The organism is Candidatus Similichlamydia epinepheli, assembly GCF_003056015.1.
Map to the genome: position 1 here is coordinate 1 of NZ_PPEU01000010.1, position 19708 is coordinate 19708.

Annotated in this window: 19 protein-coding genes and 3 tRNA genes; 14 read left to right on the forward strand and 8 right to left on the reverse strand. The window is 39.3% G+C overall.

Annotated features, from left to right (window positions below; all coding sequences use genetic code 11):
• Nucleotides 1-816: hypothetical protein (locus GCCT14_RS01110; RefSeq protein ID WP_157952443.1), on the forward strand; the 816-nt coding region annotated here is incomplete at its 5' end.
• Nucleotides 817-884: 68 nt separating this feature from the next.
• Here GCCT14_RS01110 and GCCT14_RS01115 read toward each other — a convergent pair.
• Both GCCT14_RS01115 and GCCT14_RS01120 read right to left on the reverse strand, forming a co-directional pair.
• Nucleotides 885-1394 carry a hypothetical protein gene (locus tag GCCT14_RS01115; RefSeq protein ID WP_108623856.1) on the reverse strand — a complete coding sequence of 170 codons (510 nt, stop codon included), beginning with the start codon at nucleotides 1392-1394 and terminating at the stop codon, nucleotides 885-887.
• A gap of 26 nt (nucleotides 1395-1420) precedes the next feature.
• Entirely contained in the window at nucleotides 1421-1843 is a 423-nt protein-coding gene (locus tag GCCT14_RS01120; protein WP_157952444.1) for a hypothetical protein, read from the reverse strand.
• 171 nt (nucleotides 1844-2014) lie between these two features.
• Between GCCT14_RS01120 and GCCT14_RS01125 the strand changes: the two genes are divergently transcribed.
• From GCCT14_RS01125 to GCCT14_RS01140, 4 genes are all read left to right on the forward strand, one after another.
• On the forward strand, nucleotides 2015-3301 hold the full coding sequence (locus GCCT14_RS01125) for an alanine:cation symporter family protein (protein ID WP_108623858.1): 1287 nt from the start codon (nucleotides 2015-2017) through the stop codon (nucleotides 3299-3301).
• Entirely contained in the window at nucleotides 3295-3885 is a 591-nt protein-coding gene (locus tag GCCT14_RS01130) for a CDP-alcohol phosphatidyltransferase family protein (protein WP_108623859.1), read from the forward strand. The genes GCCT14_RS01125 and GCCT14_RS01130 overlap by 7 nt, the downstream gene beginning before the upstream one ends.
• Complete coding sequence (locus GCCT14_RS01135; protein WP_108623860.1) at nucleotides 3882-4961, forward strand: carbohydrate kinase family protein; 1080 nt, start codon at nucleotides 3882-3884, stop codon at nucleotides 4959-4961. Before GCCT14_RS01130 ends, GCCT14_RS01135 begins: the two co-directional genes overlap by 4 nt.
• A 67-nt stretch (nucleotides 4962-5028) precedes the next feature.
• Entirely contained in the window at nucleotides 5029-6087 is a 1059-nt protein-coding gene (locus GCCT14_RS01140) for a carbohydrate kinase family protein (RefSeq protein WP_157952446.1), read from the forward strand.
• Nucleotides 6088-6129: 42 nt separating this feature from the next.
• On the opposite strand, the gene GCCT14_RS01145 is transcribed toward GCCT14_RS01140, so the two are convergent.
• Nucleotides 6130-7557: a glycogen synthase gene (locus GCCT14_RS01145; RefSeq protein ID WP_108623862.1), complete on the reverse strand. Its 1428-nt coding sequence runs from the start codon at nucleotides 7555-7557 to the stop codon at nucleotides 6130-6132.
• 277 nt (nucleotides 7558-7834) lie between these two features.
• On the opposite strand from GCCT14_RS01145, the gene GCCT14_RS01150 reads away from it, so the two are divergent.
• The 7 genes from GCCT14_RS01150 to rplI all read left to right on the forward strand — a co-directional run bounded on the left by GCCT14_RS01150 (nucleotide 7835) and on the right by rplI (nucleotide 10345).
• Nucleotides 7835-7906 (forward strand) — tRNA-Gln (locus GCCT14_RS01150).
• Between the two features lie 31 nt (nucleotides 7907-7937).
• A tRNA-Gln gene (locus GCCT14_RS01155) sits at nucleotides 7938-8009 on the forward strand.
• A gap of 76 nt (nucleotides 8010-8085) precedes the next feature.
• Nucleotides 8086-8655 carry a 50S ribosomal protein L25 gene (locus GCCT14_RS01160; RefSeq protein ID WP_108623863.1) on the forward strand — a complete coding sequence of 190 codons (570 nt, stop codon included), beginning with the start codon at nucleotides 8086-8088 and terminating at the stop codon, nucleotides 8653-8655.
• A 5-nt stretch (nucleotides 8656-8660) separates the two neighbouring features.
• Nucleotides 8661-9212, forward strand: coding sequence for an aminoacyl-tRNA hydrolase (pth, locus tag GCCT14_RS01165; protein WP_108623864.1), 552 nt, complete (start codon nucleotides 8661-8663; stop codon nucleotides 9210-9212).
• Between the two features lie 21 nt (nucleotides 9213-9233).
• Complete coding sequence (gene rpsF / locus GCCT14_RS01170; RefSeq protein WP_108623865.1) at nucleotides 9234-9581, forward strand: 30S ribosomal protein S6; 348 nt, start codon at nucleotides 9234-9236, stop codon at nucleotides 9579-9581.
• A gap of 8 nt (nucleotides 9582-9589) precedes the next feature.
• Nucleotides 9590-9847 carry a 30S ribosomal protein S18 gene (rpsR, locus tag GCCT14_RS01175; protein ID WP_108623873.1) on the forward strand — a complete coding sequence of 86 codons (258 nt, stop codon included), beginning with the start codon at nucleotides 9590-9592 and terminating at the stop codon, nucleotides 9845-9847.
• Between the two features lie 30 nt (nucleotides 9848-9877).
• A complete protein-coding gene (gene rplI / locus GCCT14_RS01180) occupies nucleotides 9878-10345 on the forward strand; it encodes a 50S ribosomal protein L9 (protein WP_108623866.1) in 468 nt (155 codons plus the stop codon).
• Between the two features lie 253 nt (nucleotides 10346-10598).
• Here the strand turns inward: rplI and GCCT14_RS01185 are convergent, their stop codons facing one another.
• Nucleotides 10599-11294, reverse strand: coding sequence for an OmpH family outer membrane protein (locus GCCT14_RS01185; RefSeq protein ID WP_108623867.1), 696 nt, complete (start codon nucleotides 11292-11294; stop codon nucleotides 10599-10601).
• A 12-nt stretch (nucleotides 11295-11306) separates the two neighbouring features.
• Nucleotides 11307-13700: a BamA/OMP85 family outer membrane protein gene (locus tag GCCT14_RS01190; RefSeq protein ID WP_108623868.1), complete on the reverse strand. Its 2394-nt coding sequence runs from the start codon at nucleotides 13698-13700 to the stop codon at nucleotides 11307-11309.
• Between the two features lie 566 nt (nucleotides 13701-14266).
• Here GCCT14_RS01190 and GCCT14_RS01195 point away from each other — a divergent pair.
• Both GCCT14_RS01195 and GCCT14_RS01200 read left to right on the forward strand, forming a co-directional pair.
• Complete coding sequence (locus GCCT14_RS01195; protein WP_108623869.1) at nucleotides 14267-15658, forward strand: glycine--tRNA ligase; 1392 nt, start codon at nucleotides 14267-14269, stop codon at nucleotides 15656-15658.
• Nucleotides 15659-15681: 23 nt separating this feature from the next.
• Nucleotides 15682-15768 (forward strand) — tRNA-Ser (locus GCCT14_RS01200).
• An 18-nt stretch (nucleotides 15769-15786) separates the two neighbouring features.
• On the opposite strand, the gene GCCT14_RS01205 is transcribed toward GCCT14_RS01200, so the two are convergent.
• The 3 genes from GCCT14_RS01205 to GCCT14_RS01215 form a co-directional block, all read right to left on the reverse strand.
• Nucleotides 15787-16839, reverse strand: coding sequence for a polyamine ABC transporter substrate-binding protein (locus GCCT14_RS01205; protein ID WP_108623870.1), 1053 nt, complete (start codon nucleotides 16837-16839; stop codon nucleotides 15787-15789).
• Nucleotides 16840-16962: 123 nt separating this feature from the next.
• Nucleotides 16963-18012, reverse strand: coding sequence for a hypothetical protein (locus GCCT14_RS01210; protein ID WP_108623871.1), 1050 nt, complete (start codon nucleotides 18010-18012; stop codon nucleotides 16963-16965).
• 113 nt (nucleotides 18013-18125) lie between these two features.
• A complete protein-coding gene (locus GCCT14_RS01215; RefSeq protein ID WP_108623872.1) occupies nucleotides 18126-19268 on the reverse strand; it encodes a hypothetical protein in 1143 nt (380 codons plus the stop codon).
• Nucleotides 19269-19708 lie beyond the last annotated feature (440 nt).

The window sequence follows — 19708 nt, forward strand, 5'->3', positions numbered from 1 at the left end:
CGACAAGAAGAAGAAGCTCGTGAGCTTGCTGAACTAGAATCCACCTTGCGGAGACAAGAAATCGAGAGAAAGAAGCTGCAAGTTATAGAGAAGGAGGCTGAGGCCAAGATAGAAGATATTGACGAAATTATTGAAACTAAAAGACGATCTTTAGAAAATATTGAAGAGGCTTCTTCCTCTTTATCGTCTGATGAGGGCACTGACGATTTAGATGAAATCTCTTCTCATCAAGAGCAACCTGTTTTCCAGGGATCTCTTTGGAGAATTTCTCCTACAACTGATTCATCAACAGAATGCTTCATCTCGCCTTCTGATGATGTAAGTAGCCACCTTTCCGCAATACAACGTGTAAGTCCTCTGGAAAAGTCTGTGATAATTGAATCTTTGAATAGGCTTGAGAAGATTCAATCTTTAAATAAAGGTCCTTGCGTCATTGACCTATCTTCTTCAGGAAATCTCTCTGGCTATTCTTATCCTTCGTGGGCGGCTGGGTCTCAGATTTTGCAACATGCACTTGATAGATGCGATCCAAACGATCAGTACCTTGTATTGTCTTTTTCGCATGATGGATACTCAATTCCAAAAGAAAAAATCATCGCAGATCTACAAAAATTCGATATCGTTGCCTCTGGCAATCTAGCTAAATGTGTCTCTTTCTGCGAATTTGACACAAATAAAGTTTCGTTAGACAGTAGAGTTCAGGATCTATTGATCATGTCCGGAATCTGGGATGGACCTGGGTTTGTCGTCATTGAGCTTCCTTCAAAGCAGTTCGGAACAAATTCCAAAATCATAAAGGCTAGACCCTTTCGGTGAAGTGAGAGAAAAAGGCAAAAGCCTCTCTAACTTAATCAGAAGGTTGAGGTGAGTTTCTGAAAAAATTTTTATTCGACTTCTTCTAATGGGGCGTCGATAATAGACTTCAATCTTTCGATCAAGACCTGTTCTGTTAGGGCGCCTTCTCTGGGGCGCTCTATTTTTTTGCAAATTCGTGAAGTCGTAGGATCTATAACAAGAACAGTAGGAAGCCTAAGAATTCGCATTTTCTCTAAAATAAAACTTTTTTCCGAACAGGAAAGCAAAACTCCGGGTGAAACGTCAAGACCATAAAAAATGAATTCATCTGACAACTCTTTTAGTAAATTGGATGATGACCCACATAAAAACCCTTCGATTACAGGGTCTCGACTTGGGTAAATGAAAGCTAAGATATTTTTACCGGCCTCTTGAGCTAATTTTGAAGCTACCTCTAGTTTCAAAAAGCATCGATCTTGAATGGAGGTTTTCGGAATTTCGTATTTAACTGCTGATTTGCTCTGAGCCATGGACTGCATTGTAGTAACGATCAACGACAAAAGAAATACAAATGATTTTGATCTAAGGTGTTCCACCATGAACCTCCCCGCTTGACAAGCGTCATCTAATGAATATTTTCTTTACTAGCCCTCTTATTTGAATTGCAAACTACCCAAAGAATTTTATCGAAGAAATCGATTGAAGGGCCTTGTATTTTTGTCAACTCTTGTCTTATGAGTTGCGCATGTTTTTGTGTGTCCATGGCGAAGAGAAATGGGCAAAAATGATTAGGGTTACTTTTTGTAAGTTTAGGATTATGCACAAGACAGTGTCCCCATCTAAGAATAGTATGCATCTGAATCAACGGAGCAAACTCCTCCCTTGATAAAATTTTCTTTAGCTTTAGCTCTACTTTTCTACATCCAAAACAACGCACAGGAAAAATTGCTAATAAAAGAACACGCCTTTTCGATTCAGGAGATGTATCATTAATCAATTCGTTAATATCTGACTGCTCCTCATTAGTGAACGCAGAAAAACAACTCACAAAACGATTTGCAGGGACTTGATCCAAGTTAATCATTGCAAATGACAATTTGCACGGTAGAATGACCAGAAAAAATCTGAAGAATTTGTGCATCTTTTACCTAGTTGTAAAATGAATCGATTGTTAAAAATGTTGGCTAATTGATCTGTCTCCATACGGTTGCTCTTTATTATGATCTCAGCACTTGAGTGTTTCTTTTCGAATTTGGTTAAGTTGGATACCATTTTATGGGGGTACGTCGGAGTTCCTCTTATCATGATTGTTGGACTTTACTTTTCTGTTCGATCACGTTTCCTACAATTTAGAGCTTTACCTTCTGGCTTAAAGAGTCTTTTTTCTATCAAAGAGAGGACTTTAGCTTATTCATTTTTTGCGTCTGTAGGTGGAGCCGTTGGAATTGGAAATGTCGTTGCTGTTTCCTCGCTTATAAAAACAGTTGGCCCAGGTGCAGTTCTTTGGTTTTGGATTGGATCAATTTTTGGAATACTTTTAAAATACGTAGAGGTTTACCTTTCAATTCTGCTTAAAGGGAAAACGAATGGAATGGTTTCGTATTTATCTGTAGCCTTTCATTCCTCTTTAGTACCTTACTTGGCTTCATTTTTTTCCTGCATTTATGGAATTGAGGTCTATCAATTTAACATTGTTCGTGATTCCATTTCTGACGCATGGGGTATTTCCAAGTGTCTAGTCTCGTGTGCTTTACTTATTGCAGTTCTTGTTGCTGCTCAAGGTGGATTTAAAAGAATCGGATCTATCTCCATTTTGGCTCTTCCGTTTTTGATTTCTCTCTATCTTTTCATGGCATTAATTGTGATATTTGTTTTTCGGGCCGAATTGCCTGGTGTATTTATTGAAATTTTTACTGGGTGTTTTTCTACATCTTCCGCCTTCACAGGCACTGGAGCTGGTTTTTTATTTGCGGCTTCTCAGAGTTTAGCAAAAGGTTGCTATGCTACTGATGTTGGAATTGGTTATTCCGGAATGATTTATAGCTCTTCCTCTAATCAAAAAAAACCTTATGAAAAGGCAAAAATGGTTTTGCTTGAACCTTTATTCGATTCTTTTGGGGTGTGTACGCTTAGTATCTTGCTTGTTCTTGTAACAGGAGTTTGGAAAATGGATCTTCCGGATAGTTTCCTTGTACAGGCAGCACTTGGAACAGTACTCCCATATTCAAAACAAATTATATCTGTCTTACTTGTGCTGCTAGGGTATTCTACAATTATCGCGTTTCTTGCCATGGGCATCGAATCAGCGAAGTTTTTTTGTCCTAAAAGAGGAAAACTTGTTTACGAAATAATTGCAGGAACTCTACTTTTTTTGTTCTCGTTTGTAGAAGCGGAACAAGCGTTCTTATTGATGTCTTTATGTGGGTTTGGACTTCTCTGCATAAATATATTAGCGTTCGTAAAGCTACGAAAGCATGTGCATTTTTGCGATCATGAAAAGTGGTAGGTTGTCGCTTGTTTTTTCTTTGTGTTTTTTTAACTCTCTTTAGAATACTCTCGGCTCCCTTTTTTGTGTTTTTTTACTTAACTCAAGTTAATGCACTAGGGCTTTTTTTATTTGTTTTCGTTTGTGAGATAACGGACTTTTTGGACGGACTTCTTGCTAGAAAATGGAAATGTCAATCTCCATTTGGAGCGATTCTCGATCCTGTTTCTGACTCTTTTTGGCACCTATCCGTCTTATTTGCTTTTACACAAGGCCGGTCTGCAATTTCTATTTGGATCCCTCTATTTTCACTTTGGAGAGACATACTTGTTTCTTTCTTAAGAATTCTTTCTGCTTTGAATGGTATTCCTTTTCAAGTTAATAAGAGGGCAAAAGTGAAGAGTGCGTTGTGGGGCATTTCAATTCTGCTGTTTCTTTTTGGTGAAATTTTGATTGAAAAAGAAATTCTCTCCAGAACTATGTTTCGTATGGTTATTTCTAATTTCTTCATCCTGAACTGTCTCTTGTCGTGGACCACTTTGTTTAGTTATTATGTGCGTTCTTCACCGCTGCTTTTACGGTTTTTCAGGAATTCAAGATTATGATTATCAAATCTGTGCTTTCTTCTATTTCAGTTCTAGGTTTTTTTCAACCTATGATTGATTATATTTTTCCGATCTCTGAACAGGACCAGAGTGTCATGCTCAATGAGATTTGCCTTGAAAATGACGTCCAATTTAGTGTCGGGAGTTATCATCGTGTCTCCAGTAAGGTTTTTGAAAAGATCTCGGACGCACTTTTGGAATCTGGGGTTCGCTTTAAAGGCGCTCCAGGAGGGTCTTGCTTCAATACAGCAAGATGTCTTTCTAAAGCTGGTTTAAACGTCAGTGTTGGCACATGCCACGGATTACATCCACTATTTCAGAAATTAGATCGAGTCTATAAATACACCTTCAATGATAAATATCTTGATAGCAGTTCCCTCCCTCCTTCAAGGTGGATTTGCCTTTATGATCCCAAGACAGAGACTAGAACGGAATTTGCTACTATTGGGGCAGGAAAACAGTTTTCTGATGCTTTTCTCTCTTTCTTTCCTTCGTTCAGCAAATACAATTTAGTTTTTCTTGAAGGGTTTCTATTGCCTTTTCCATCAACTTATAGGATCATTGAAAAGGCTCAGTTAGACGGAGTACCTATTGCTTTGCATATCTCTGGAGGGAATTTCGTTAAGGATCATTTGAAGAAACATCTTGGAATCTTGTCAAAGATTTCGTTGCTTTCTATGAATCTAGATGAGGCCACATTATTGAGTGGAGAGACAAATATAGTTGATGCTGCCAACTTTTTCCGACTTAAAATGGCTCCTGGTGGAGTTGTGCTTATAACTAATCAATCTAAAGACTTTTGCATCTATGGTATGAATGGCCCTTCTATCGGTTCTCCGTTGGATATGTCTACAAGTGCAATTAACAGCATAGGATGCGGAGATGTAGCCTTTGCAGCTTTTATACTTGGAACAAACTGCCTAAATTTGAAGCCATCAGAAACAGCCAACTTAATATCCAATTTTGGAGCTCTTTGCATGAAATCAAAAGATGGAGATCTTCCAAGAAAATCAATTCTAAAAATGATTGAGGAGTACTGTCCTAAGAGAGTGGAATCTTATCAAGAAGCTTCATAATTAATTGTTAGATATAATTTCTCTCTAAGAGACTGGTCTGTTTTATCAAGAGATGGGATTTTTTATTGTGATTGAGTCTTATATTCCTTTGCTATCTGCAATTGGGTTTTTCCTTCCTGTGTACGATTGCTTCGTGCCAATGGACCAAAGAGATAGGACCTCTTTTTTGCGAGACTATTTCGAAGATATCCAGACTCCTTTCCATGAGAGATCACTTTATAAGCTTTCTTGTAACCATTTTGACAAACTTATTTGTAAACTTGAAAAGAGTGGTGTATCCGCCAAATTTTCTCCTGGAAGCATTCTTCTGAATTCTCTCCAACATCTTGGACGAGCAGGGGTATTGGTAGATATTGCCACATCTCACGGCACAGGTAGTTCTTATGCCGTTCTTGATAAGTTGTACAACGATCTTTTCAATAAAAAGTTCTTTTGTTCAACAAGTTATACTCCGCCAAGACTTATATATCTTCACACTGCTCAGGAAGTTGATCCAGTAGTCCTACTAACGACTCCATATAAGGAGGGGTTGCCGAAAGATATTATTATTAATTTACCTTCTTTACATGATTATCATGCCGTTTTAATGGACGGTCATATCTTTCCATTTTCCGTATCGCTTCAAATAGTAAGAAAAGCGTTTGAAGAAGGTGTTTTGGTGGCCTTGAGCTGTGGCAAGAGTGCTTTTCTAAAAAAACATAGGCGAGAGTATCTGGACAACTTACATATGATTTCTATGTTTTCTTGTAATTTGGAAGAGGCTCAAATGTTGACTGATAAAGTTAATATTGGTGATTGTGCCACGGCTATACAACAATCATTAAAAACTGGTGGCAAAGTTCTGATAACTAACGCGGAAAACGACTTCTGCATCGCATCTCCTAATCACAAAGCTATGTATAGTACAATTCCTTTTCCAAAAGATCAGATTGTTAATACAATAGGGTGCGGAGACGCGGCAGCAGCAGCTTTTTTCCTAGGATGCATGCTAAATCTGCCAGACGATATTCAAGCCAGTTTAGTTAGTCATATGGGACGTGCTGCATTAGCATCACCCGACACATCTGTTCCTAAGGAGAAGATTGTAGAAATCATTCTTGATCATAACCTTGTCCCTAAAACTTAGTTAGGAAGCAAATTTTGTCATCACAATTCAAAAAAACAATTGTTAGTTGTTTTTATATATTTGGTAAAAGTCGTGTGTTGCTTCCTTCCATCCTCTTTGAAATCCCATGGCTTGCCATATTAACTTGTGCCATACGTCTCTTTGGTTCCACTTATCAAAAGCCCTGCCAATACCATTCAGGATTCCATCCTTATTTCGATGATGAAAGCTAAAACCATTTCGTTCTTTTTCTGGTCGATTAGAAAAATCAAAATCGAAGACTGTATCAGCCAGCCCTCCTGTATGTCGAACAACAGGGATACACCCGTATCTCAAAGCCATCATTTGTGTGAGGCCACATGGTTCGAAAATAGATGGCATAATAAAGATATCTGCACTGCCTATAATTTTGTGTGTGAGAGATTCATCGTATTGATTTAACCAACATCCATAAGGCCTAAGATCTCTATCTATTCTACTCATTTGTTCGCGAACCTTATCGTCGTATGCAATGCCTAAACAGACGCAATTGCCCCCTTGTTCAATGACCCATCTAAAGGCCTCTTCAAGTAAATCTAACCCTTTTTGCCAAGTTAATCTTGATATTGCACAAACGAATGGCTTGTCTGATCTCCATTCTATTCCTAACTGCTCTACAAGAGAATGAAGGTTTTTTTCCCTTTGAATAGGACGTTTAGAAGATTGAAAAGAAAGCGTCTCTCTACTGTATTGGCAAGGTAAAAATGTATCTGTTTTAGGATTCCACACTTCTAGGTCTAGTCCGTTCAAAATTCCGCGTAATTTACCTTCTTCAGCACGTTTTTTGAACAAATGTGATAAACCTTTGCCTGCTGGTTCTTCTTGAATCTCACGACTATACTGTTCTGATACAGTGGTAACATAATCAACTAATTTCACGGCTTCAGCCAACCCATTGATAGTTGGAGCATGTGTGTTATGCATCGGAAAACAAAAATGATTTAATGTTGATAGATCAATAACTCCCTGCCCTTCTGGATTATGTAGCGTAAAAACGAAACGAATTCTGCTAAGTTCACCTATATGTTTGAAAAGTGCTGCATAAGACGCTGGCCAATCGTGCAAATGGATTACATCTGGAATAAGATCTCTTCTTTGCATAAGAAGATGCATAATGCCAGTTATGAAACAACAAAACCGACTAGTGTCGTCATGTTCTCCATAAATCACTCTACGATCAAAAAATTTGCTTGGAGCAAGATCTCGAATAAGTATTAACCTGCAGCCATCTTGTTCTCCTGACCAAGCCTCAAGATTCAATTCCCATTTACATAGTTTAATAGAATGGAAAAAAGAAAACTGCTTTTCTTCCATAAAAGAATAATACGGAATTGCAATCAAAACTTCATTTCCATGGCTTGCTTGTTCTTTTGCAAGCGCCCTCACAACATCACCTAACCCTCCAACCTTGCAAATTGGATATAGCTCAGATGAAACATGTAGAATCTTCATGGTGAATATCCTTTTATGGATGTATGTAAAATGATAAAGGCTGGTATGCGATTAAACTTTTGACTGGATTGAGTAGAGCATGCAATTGATCTACTACTTTCTGTTTTGACAACTACACTTAACCCAAATATCTTTTATTAAAGTTATAAAACCACATCTACCATAGGGATGTTTTGCACGTTGTTCCTCATACGCAACTTGCTCAAATAAAGCTTATTTTGATAACCTGCGCGGGTGTTTTTCTTTTTTTAGCAAGGATGAAAAAGCGATTCTTCGTTGGGGCGTAGCCAAGTGGTAAGGCAGCGGTTTCTGGTACCGCCACTCGTAGGTTCGAATCCTTCCGCCCCAGGTATAAGATCTTTTTCATTTCTTTGTTTTGTTGGGGCGTAGCCAAGTGGTAAGGCAGCGGTTTTTGGTACCGCCACTCGTAGGTTCGAATCCTTCCGCCCCAGGCTTTTAGATCTAGGTTCACTGTTATTTGAGCAGAGGTCCTGACTTATTAGAGGGTCCCGTTGGGTTGAGTTTCGTATGGACATCGTAGAGCTACGCATTCAAAAAAGATCGTTGAAAGGCAAAGGCTTTCTTAGAAATTTACGTCTTTCTGGAAGAATACCATGTGTTCTTCACAGTCCGGGGGGGGCTTCATCAGAAGCTATCTCTGCTTGCCGTCAAGAGGTGGAAAAATGTTTTTTACTTCACAAAGGCCGTGTCTCTTCGTTACGATTTCTGCTTATCGATGAGGATGGGAATCAGTTTCACTCATTAATAAAAGAAATTCAGCATTCCTTTATTGATTACGCAATTTTGCATCTCGACTTCTGCTTGCTTGAGTCTTCTCGACTTGTGTCAGTCAATATTCCCGTTTTTCTTCGTGGTAGTGAGGAGTGTGTAGGGTTGAAACAAGGTGGTATATTACGACAGGTGATACGCAAGGTGAGAATTAGATGTTTACCGGATGACGTTCCAAGTTGTTTTGAGTTGGATATTTCTGGTTTGCAAATGAAAAAATCTATGCGTCTGTCATCTCTAGTGATTCCTGACAATGTGTCTCCTCTTACTGACCTTGATCAGGTTGCAGTTGTTGTAGCTAAGCGTTGACTTCTATGGAACGTTTCGTTGTCGGCTTGGGGAACCCAGGCTTAGATGGAACAGTCCATAACATGGGCTCGGCCTTTATTGACGAACTTGTTAGAATTTACGGGAGAAGTCCTATTGCTGCTGCCGCTGCTTTTTCTTCCGCGTTGGTTTCTGCAGAGATTCAGTTTCGTGTTTTGAAGCCAATGAGCGAGATGAATGTTTCTGGTAGAGTTGTATTTAACGCCTTAAAGAAACATGTGCAAGTGAGAGGGAGTGTTCCTATGCCTTTCCTGCTTGTTGTGGCTGACGATGTCGATTTGTCACCTGGAAAGGCGAGAATTCGTTTCGCAAAAAGCATGAGAGGACATAACGGAATTAAGAATATCGCGAAGGAGTTAGGGTCCAACCTTTTCTTTGTTCTATGGATTGGAGCGGGACGGCCGAGTTGTAGGAATAACAATCTTTCTGATTATGTTTTGGATAAAATACCGGAAAATCAGAGAGAGGCGATTGATAAAGGTGTCCGAAAAGGGCTGCTTCTTTTCCAGAAGTGGTTATGGTGTGGTGAAGAAGTCTAGGGAAATACGGGTAGTAGATTTATGGGAGAAAAGAGAGAAAATTTATACGAGGGAGTCTATATCATACGGGCATCTCTTAGTTCAGCAGCTCGAGCAAAAGCTTTAGATAAGATCAAAGAAGGGATCGTGTCTAGAGGTGGTGAGATTCTTAAGTTTCACGAAATGGGTAAGCGTCGTTTGGCGTACGAAATCAATCGTCAAAGGGAAGGGTATTATCACGTAGTATATTTTACGATTGGCACAAATCATGTTGCCGATATGTGGCGTGAGTACCATTTCAACGAGGATCTTCTTCGTTCGGCTACGTTTGCCGCGAAGAAGGTTCTAGATAAACTAGAGTTTGAGCCTTTGGCTCAGTCAGGTGGGTGAGACATAATATGAATGCTCGTAGAAAAAAAAGGGGAAGTGGATCGTCGGACTCGGGGAAGAAGCGTAGAAAGTGTCCTTTCACATTTGCTAAGAGAACGGAAGTTGACTACAAAGACACCGAGACACTTCTTAAGTTTGTAACTGAACGAGGTAAAATTCTTCCTCGTCGCATTACCGGTGTATGTGCACTAATGCATCGTAAGCTTGTTCGTGCCATAGAACGTGCTCGTCACATGGCTCTTCTTCCTTATGTTGCTGAAGATTGATACTTAGTCTTGTGATTTTGGAGCTGAAACATGTCTGCTAAAAAGAAAATTTTACTTTTGGAAGACGTTAAATGTCTTGGTCGTTCTGGAGATGTAGCGACTGTTGCTAGGGGGTATGCGACTTATCTCATTATGAGAAAGAGGGCACTGATAGCTGATCGCTTATCTCTTCGTAGGCAAGATAGGTTACGTCAAGAGAGGCAAGCTCGTGCTGAGAGAGAGTTGGCTGAAGAGACTGTCTTGGTTAACAGTTTGGTTGGATTAAGCCTTTCTACGCACGTCAAAGTAGATCAAGATGGACATATGTATGGTTCAGTCTCAGCTAAAGATATATCTTCTAAGCTCGAAGAATTAGGATTTCAAGTTGATAAGAAATCTATTGTTCTGGCTAGACCTATCAAAGAGTTAGGCGAGTTTGATATTGCCTTGAAATTTGGTCAAACTTCAACAACGGTTCACCTTTCTGTTCTTCCGGAAGATGATAGCGAAGAGTCGTAGCTTTCTTTATTAATTTCTACTTGATCTGATTGAGATCGCTCTTGGATAAGATCAACGCATCTACTAGGAGAAGGGGAGTTGTGACTTTACTTCGAACTTTGTGCAGGTTACGTCTGCTAACAAAACGAATGAAACAGCGGCTGTCAGCATTGAAACTGGAAGGATAAACAACTTTGATCCTCAAATCAAACCGCTACTCACAAGAAAGATAAGGGCATAGAGATGAGCTTGCCCTAATCAAACTTTTTACCCTCTATTTGACTTGACTTGAAGATTCCTCTTCCTCTGTAGTCGACTCACTACTTAAAACGAAATCTTCCATCTCGTCCAACGCAACAATCACTTCATTGGTAAGGTTTAACGACTCTTCGTGATAGTGAGTGGCTCCACTACTCACTAGGAGCTTCAATCCAAACTTTTTGCAAACTTTAGAAGAAGCCTTAGTGATCATCTCACCTAATTTTTGAACTAGCTCCATCTGCAATCGGTAAAGCTTATTATTTCCATAAGCGGCACGCTCATCTCTAGCCCTTCTTAAAGACATCCATTCTTTTTGCAGCTCATTTCGAGCCTCTTCGGTCATGGTCTCTTTAAGGTTTTCATCCTGCAAATTATCCTGAAGTGACTGGATCTTCTCGTCTATATCCTTCAGCTCTTCTCTCATTTTTTGATTTGCAGAGTCCAGTAAACCCGTTCCTCTTTGACCATGACGAGAGCCAGTCACACACGATTCAAAATTTAAGACCCCAATAGGACAATGAGATGACTCTACCATTGACTTTGAAGGTTGCACATTCGATGAGAGATCCTCTTGATAACTTTTTGTTATACCAATAAGACGTCTCAATGGACAACCTCCACTAGGGACGTGCGTAAGATAAAGATATACTCCAACAGAACAGGCCACAACAGAAACGATAACTGCTGAGGATTTCTTAAAAAAGTCCATATTTCCCTCAAATTAAAAACTATTGCCTAACGAGAAAAAAAAGTTTGAGAGATCACTCGTTCGACCCGATTGGATCAAAGGATACCCAAACCCTACTGCTAACGGCATTCCCATAAAAGACCGAACACGTATGCCATAACCAATCGATGTCTGTAACTGTCCAATTCGCACTGGTGTCATAGTCGACCCACCCAAAGATAAATAGGAAAAGTCAGAAAAAGTAAAAACCGATAATCCTTCATTAATTGGAACATTGTACTCAGATGAACAGGCAAGCAAGCAATCACCACCTTTAGGGTAAGATGTTACAATGTTGTCCTCGTCGACAATTGTCAACCCAAGGCTTCTTTCTCTCCATCCACGTGGTGTAGTTAAGTGGTCGGTAAATATTCTTTCTGGATAAGGGAAATCGTCAAATGAACCCTTCATTAAGGACAAAGTGGAAAAAGAACCCGATAACTTAAAAACACCCTTCATACAAGGGACGTAAGCTGATGCATCTGCATATAATTTACCTGCAACATGAGACCTAAGATGTTGACTCGAAGTGAACAGAACTTCCCCAAGAAATGACGCTTTCCAACCAGAAAGATAAAATCCATAACCTACAGTGTGATCTAACGCAAGTTGAGCTCCAAACCCTTGCACAAAGAAATCACTCTCAATCTCTCTCCTAACAAGATCCGATGCTTCCTCTTCTTCCTCAGAATCGTCTAGAAAAGACTGAACACTACCGGCTCTATGTTGAAAAGAGACACTGGTATGATTTCCCAACATGCGAGAAAAACGATTAGAAAAAGTCTTTTTAGTAATACGGACATTTTCTGAAGGAGAAAACGATTGTTGAATAATAAAATCGAATCCATAGCCCCATTTCGAGCGAAAAAGAAGGGGCTTAAAAAAATCTCCTTGTATGTCAAAAAATTGCCTTCCAGCTGAGAGCTTTAATCCGACTGTTTCACCTTGGCCCCTGAGAGCTGTGATACCTTTCTCTCCCACGCTGAGTAGACCCATAGCATTGAAATGTCGATCCCGAATTTCGCAAGTTCCTTTCCAGGAAGACTCAGAAGCATATGTAAATGCAACTGATAGAGTCCCTGTTGGTTGCTCCCTCACTTCAATTATAAGTTCACGCAAAAACGGATCTTCTTGAAAAGGTTCTCTAGAAGCGAATATCCGAACGTATTCGAAAAGACCAGATTGCATCAATGTTGCCTCCAGCCTCTTCATCTCGCTAACATCAAAATAATCCATTTTGGCTAGAGGACATTGATCCATGATGAAGTTCGGGTCCGTTAAGACATTGCCACGAATAGAAATGTCTCCAATCCTTAATTTTTCTTTTGGATCAATCAAGACAGTCAAATCAAATGTAAGATCTTCTTCCCCTGTCAATATTTGATCTATGTGCACCTCACTCTCAACAAATCCATGAGAACCATAGAGAGTCTCGATACTAGAGACTGCGAGTCGAATCGCCTCAGGGGAAAACACTCGCCCAGGAGAAACTCCAAAACACTTTAATAAATCATTGACGTTGAACGGGTCATCAGAAGGAAGTTGAACATTTCTAATAGAGTATTTAGATCCTTGCAAAACTTCAAAAACTAATGTAATTGCGCCACTATCTTGATATTCAAAAGGATGCAATATAACTTGGGCATCTGAATAACCATCATTTTTTAGAATAGAAAGAAGGTTGATTCTGTCTTGTTCAGCTTTTCTCTGATCGTAAAGACCGATATGAAAAAGGAACGAAGAGAAAGGATCATATTTCTGTGAGAGACGAATTGATGAAAATGCCGAAAGGTAGCGATCATGAAGTCCTATAACCTTTATCGATCTAATGTAGTAAAAAGTACCAAGGTTTACTTTAACAAAAAGATCTACTGCCTCTTCTCCGACTGGAGTCTCGCTGATTTCCACCTTAGCGTTGAGATAGCCCCTAGACTGTAAGTATTTGACTACCTTTCTCGACTCCCAGAGGAGCTTGTTTTTATCGAATCGATCACCTTCTTTGACAGGAAACTGTTTATCGAATTCCTCCTTAGAGAATTGTTCTCTATTTCCTGAAATAGTTCCACGAACAGATCGAATGAACGGGCGAAGTTTACCTTGAAAAACTATGGATAGACCATCTTCGTTTACAAAAAATTCAGGTATCAATTTCTCGAATACAGAAGACAGTTTTTTGATATCGTCATTCAGTACAACAGGGTCAAACCTTTCGCCAGGTTTACTATTCATCTCAGACAAGTAAGAGGACATCTCATCTTCCGAGCAGCAATCATCAACACCTTTCAATTTAATTGATGATATTTTGAACTCACTTGCGACCAAAACTCCAGAAATGCACACAAGGAACAAGCAAGCAAAATAGTTCTTTAAAGACAGTAACTTCAACATTTCATCCCTACTTTGTCGATGTCCACATCATCTAGAAAGATCACCGATAACAAATCGCTTTCATAACTATTATTGGACCGTTCTTTATTGGTAAGATCTACATGGAAACGAAAAATCCAATACTCCAAAAGATCATAACAAGCAACCCAATGTTATAGCATATCTTTTCTATTCTCTTTTTGATAAAAAAAGCCGTGTACAATCTTCAAACTCCAGAAGAAAAAATAACAAATTTCTTTTGATTGTCTTTGGGAAACCCCCATCCCTGCTACTCATCAAAAAACAAACGGCAACTAAATATGGTCATAAATATGGATCGAGAGATTCATAATAAAACGATATAGTTTTTCAAACGATCAAGCATCCGAATAAAAGCAAAAAATACAAAAAATGACCGAATGAAAATACGGCCCATTGAATCTACACGGACTAAACAGATCACTGAAACATATTGTTATGTAACTTTATTTGAAACGAACAAATGATCGTTAGAAACTTGTTTTTGTACCACAAAATAATTGAAGAAACATAAACTCGCGCACTGGTTTTTCTTGCTTGGTATCGCCATGTTTCTAAAAACATTGAAACCACTTGTTGCCTTGTGCAAGAGAAGGGGACTCATCTTCCCAGGATCTGATCTTTACGACGGGTTTGCCAACACATATAGCTATGGACACTACGGATGCCTTTTAAAAAAAAAGGTTAAAGATTTTTGGTGGAATCGTTTTGTTCAGTCTCGAGATGACATAGTGGGATTAGATTCTCCGATTCTGTTACATCCAGAAGTATGGCATTCCTCAGGGCATGTCTCAGGCTTTCATGATATGCTCGTTGATTGTAAAGCTTGCCATTATCGCTTCCGAATAGACCATCTCATCGAAAAAAAAGGCATTGAAGTCTCAGGGATGAGTATAGAAGATCTACAGGAAACTTGGTCAAAAATAGATGTGTCATGCTCTCATTGCGGGAAGAAAGATTTCACAGAAGCAAAACAATTCAATTTAATGTTCCAGACCAGTCTATCCAAAAGCGATTCTGGCAAAAATCTCGTCTACCTTCGACCAGAAACCGCTCAAGGTATTTTTCTAGATTATCTTCAGACTTTGATTTCAATGCGCAAGACACCACCATTCGGAATAGCACAAATTGGTAAAGCATTTCGCAATGAAATAACCCCTGGACATTTCATTTTTCGCACGATTGAATTCGAACAAATGGAAATTGAGGTGTTCATACCTCCTGAATCTTGGGAAAAAACTTTTTCTCATTGGAAAAAGGAAATTGAGTCTTGGTACGAGCTGATAGGGGTAAGTTCTTATCAATTTCAAGAAATACCAAAAGAACAATTGCCTCATTACTCTCTTAAAAATTTAGATCTTCTTTTTGCATTTCCATTTGGCTTGTCGGAACTGTGTGGACTAGCATACAGGGGAGATCATGATTTGATGTCACATGCTCAGGCAACCAAGAAAGACATTTCTTTTTTCTGCCAGAGAACCAATAGACGTTACATTCCACATGTCATAGAGCCTTCTTTTGGAGTTGATCGCACTATTCTCGCTATACTTTGCGATGCATATGACGAAGAAGAAGTGAATTCCGGCAATAGAAGAACTGTTCTCAGGTTTAAACCTTGGATGGCCCCAATTCAATGTGCATTTTTCCCTCTTATGGAGGGGCATGAACAATTAAGACAAAAGGCGCGCCATTTATACAAATCTTGTCTTGGGAAGTGGGATATAGAATATGATGAAAAGGGCGCAATTGGACGGAGGTACCGCAGGCACGACGAGATTGGAACACCGTTTTGCATCACTGTTGATATAGAATCGTTAGAAGATGAGTGCGTAACAATTCGTTTCCGAGATTCGATGAAACAAGTTCGTATCCAAGAGTCTCAAATCATTCAGTTTTTGGAGAAGGAACTTGCCCCTAAGACAGAAGGACAGATAGAATAAAAAGTTTCATTTTCAGAATTCAGGGAAGGATGGCAGAGCGGTCGAATGCGTCTGATTCGAAATCAGATTACGCGGCAACGTGTACGGGGGTTCGAATCCCTCTCCTTCCGTTTTTGTGTGAATATCAATCATGAGATATCTGATAGGATTCTTTCCCATGTCGAAAGGTAGAACTTCTCATTCTCTCGCAACCAGGAAACTGTTGGATGTCGGTTTTTGCCGACTGATTTAGAGTAGTGCAAATTAAATGTTTGAATGAATTTTGGATCGACATAGCATCCAAGCTTTTTGTGTGGCACGAATCCACAGTGAAACTCGACATTTCTGGCTGTATTTTCTGGTCTTAATAGAAAATCAATGAAAGCATGGGCCAAATTTTTCTTCTTGCACCGCTTTAGTATAACTAAATTATCGAAAGTGATAGAGGATCCTTCCTTGGGCACAACAAAGTTTATGTCATTATTGACTCTTTTTGTTTTCAAAATCTCGCCCAGATATGCCTGACACACCACAAATTCACCTGATTCAAGTCCGATATACGGCTCATTAGAAAAAGTTGCTATATTTCTTTTCCAATCGAGAATAAGGTCACCAGCTTGTTGTAGTTCATCTTGATTTGTAGAATTGTGTTCGTATCCAAGTGAAAGGAGCGCGGAACCGATAACATCTTTGGGATCATCTAGAAGTGTCATTCTACCCTTAAATTGTTTCCATTTTGAGAACACAAACCAACTGTCAGGGACAGATGAAACCTTCTTTTCATCAAATCCAATACCCAAAATCCCAATAATCTGCGGAATGCTATAGGTCATGGCTGGATCAGGAGAAAATTCCAAATAGGACTCATCAATATAAGAAAGATTTTTCAATCTGCTTCGATTAAGCTGCATGATCAATCCTTGCTCATGCATGAGTTCAATGAAGTAAGAAGAACAAAAAACGATATCGTAATCGTCTATAGAATTCTTAGTCTTGGCATACATCGATTCATTGTTCTCAAATAGACTATAAACTACTTCACAATGAAACTCTTTTTCAAAGTCGTGTAGCACGTCTGCAGAAAAACAGTTTGGCCAGCCAAAAAGTACAAGACGATTTTTATTAGGCTTATAAGTAGCAATCCAATGAACAAGAAGGCATGCTATTACGAATGGAATAGTCCAACGCGCAGACTTTATCAAAACAAATCCCTCGTGACATAGGCAGTAAGGACGTGATCCATTTTACTTAAAAAAAGATTTTTTAGAGTGCGTTGCTTTGTCTCTTCAGCTAGCTCAATAAAGAGCAAATCAGTTCGAGCGTCATTATGCTGAAGCAATTCTCTTTGCCTCTTGCGCTTGATTATGAAAGACAAGTCCAAGTATAGGTATGTGGGATAAAGTTAGGACAATATTCATAACCAGCAACGCGCGTGAAAGTGATACATCGAAAATAGCCAAGAAGTCGACTAGCCCTGTCAAAGCGACAACAAGAGAAAAGATCCAAACTATCCACCGCAAGGCTAGTTCAACCTTCATAGTCCCTGTCACGCATGAACTGGAAATCATGGAAAGAGTTGATTTGATACATTGAAAAAAGCTTAGCGCACAGCCAATCATGGAAAGAACAATTAAGACATGAGGGGCGAATCCTGTTGCTGTAAGGACAAAGACAAGGATTGGCTTTAAAATCTTTGTAAGAGCAATACAAATATCGGCAACGGATTGAAGGATTGCAACTCTTCCTTTGTTGTTTTTTATTGCATCTACTAAGTCAACAATTTTTGTTACAAGCTGAAAACAAGCCGCGACTGCCTCTAGGATGGAAGCTGCAATCAGAGGTATAACAGCTCCGTTTTTCTTCAATGCCGCAACAATTCGTGTGATAAGTTGTGCAATAGTTGCAAAAAGATTTAGTAGATAAATTTTAGAATAAGCGTCTTTCTGATCTTTTAAAAGTTCTTGAATTTTACTCGATACAGCGGCTCTATCTTCTTCTGTTTTGCATTCTCGCAGTTCTTTTCTACATTTTTTTACCTTTTTTTCTATTGTAACGTATTGCCATCGTCTTAATGAAAGATTACTAAATTCAATAAAGGCAGGGACCGCAAAAATAAAATAGGACCCCTTAACAAGGGCCCCTGAAGAGCCTTTTAACGCGATGATAGAGTGTTCTTTCATCAAAGAAATTGTTGTATGTGCTTGTCGCATTGTAGGTTCTAAAGTCTTAAGAGTGTTTTTTACAACTGAACAAACGACTTGAGAATTTTTAATAACATTTTTTTTGCAGTGGCAAGTGCAAATGGAACGAACTTTCTTTAAAATAGTGACAAGAGCACCATTTGTTCTATACACGACAGGCAGAACAGAAATCATATAACTCCTAAGTTAAGGCAGTCAAAACTTGAACAAGACACAATAGAGATTGAATTTGATAGGAGGCTGATAAAGTCTAGATGTCTGCTTTACTGGGCAAACTACAAAAGAATTTAAGTAGGAACAGGAGGTGGTGGGTGCGATGGTCTAGTGATTTGTGGTCTACTAGTTCTGGATGGACTAGTGGGCCGAGTAGGGCTGGTGTTGCCTGAAAGCGAAGCAGGTCTAGGTGGTACTGGAGGTTTAGGTGGCTTGGGTTGATTTCCACTTGTTTTGTTTTCACTTTTAGAAACGTCTTTTTCAACCTTCTCTTTTAATCCATGAACCTGAAGTGCAACGTAGAGAAATTGTAAAAGGGCAAAGGAAAACGTTGCCACCATGGAAAGGGGAGTAGGAGAGACTGAAAGAATAGCCTGGGCCAAGAAAGCGCATGTTGCAAGGGCATTGAGGGCAACAACTAGCGCCATGACAGCCAATCTTTTTTTGGAAACTTCTGGATCTTTAAATGCCTTAACTAAGGTGGTAACTGCATTGATTGTAGACAGCATAGAACTTAATAACGTGAAACCTATTACAAAAGTCGACAACCCTGGGACGAACAATCCTGCTATACGAAATACGTGAGATAATGCACCCGTTAAGCTTGTCAAAACTTCTGAGGCGACAAGAACCATATTGGAAAGTCTAAGCTTATCTTGAAGTTTTAATTTTTCGTTTGCACTAAGAGATCCTGGATCTCGCTTAGACTTTGCATAAAGCTTCAAGAAAGATGTCAGACGCACTGACATTTGAGCTATATTGCAGACCTCAAAAAGCAGACCAACTATTCCAAGACCAAGATCTCCCATACTTTTCCCACTAACAGCGCTAATCTCTGCTACTTGTTGAAAAACCAAAGATAAAGAAAATGCCGCTGTTGTAATGGAATGACGAAATATAGATTTTTTTGTGACTTCACTCTGCTGAGAAAAGGCAGCCCGAAGCTCAGATATTTTCTTTGCAGTTTTGTTTGAAAGATCACTAACGCGAGATCTTAACTTGGCAAGAGCACTCTTATTGGTACCTTTCTTCTTGGTTTTGCCTTTTTTGCCTTTTATTGCCCTGACTATTCGGGTGAATACTCGGCATACACAATTATCTTTTTTAGTACGATTTGGACGATTAACCTTAACTGGTTTGTAATACGATTTTCCAGAACTAAGATTCACTCTAGGTGATTCACTAGAAGAAGATGAAGAAGGAGGCGCGACAGACATATATCATTTACTTTTAAGCTTAAGATTAAGGCGGGCTTGGTCAAAATATGTATAGAGAGAATGCAGAGGGACGGAAGAGGTAGGGTCCATTGCAGATGAGGGAGCTCACTTTACCTAAAGAAACATAGAAAGAGGGTTTCCTTCAAGAAAGGTGGCCTAAACTAATTGGAAGTTGAATTCAACGTCTGATAATGTTCGTTATGTTGCGAAACGTGTCTAATGTGTCTTCTGGGAAAAGACGTAAGACCGGACGCAACTCGCTTAAAGAATGCTTATCCGGTCAACGCGCGAATTTAATATTTATTTAATGAGTTTGACTTGAAGCTCTTGCTCCCTAGCATTTAGGAATTCAAGAAGAAGCTCCAAGAGATCACCACCTAGAAACGTAGAAGCAAGATCATTTCCTAAGGAAACAGTCCTCATTTCCAGTGCAAACGTTT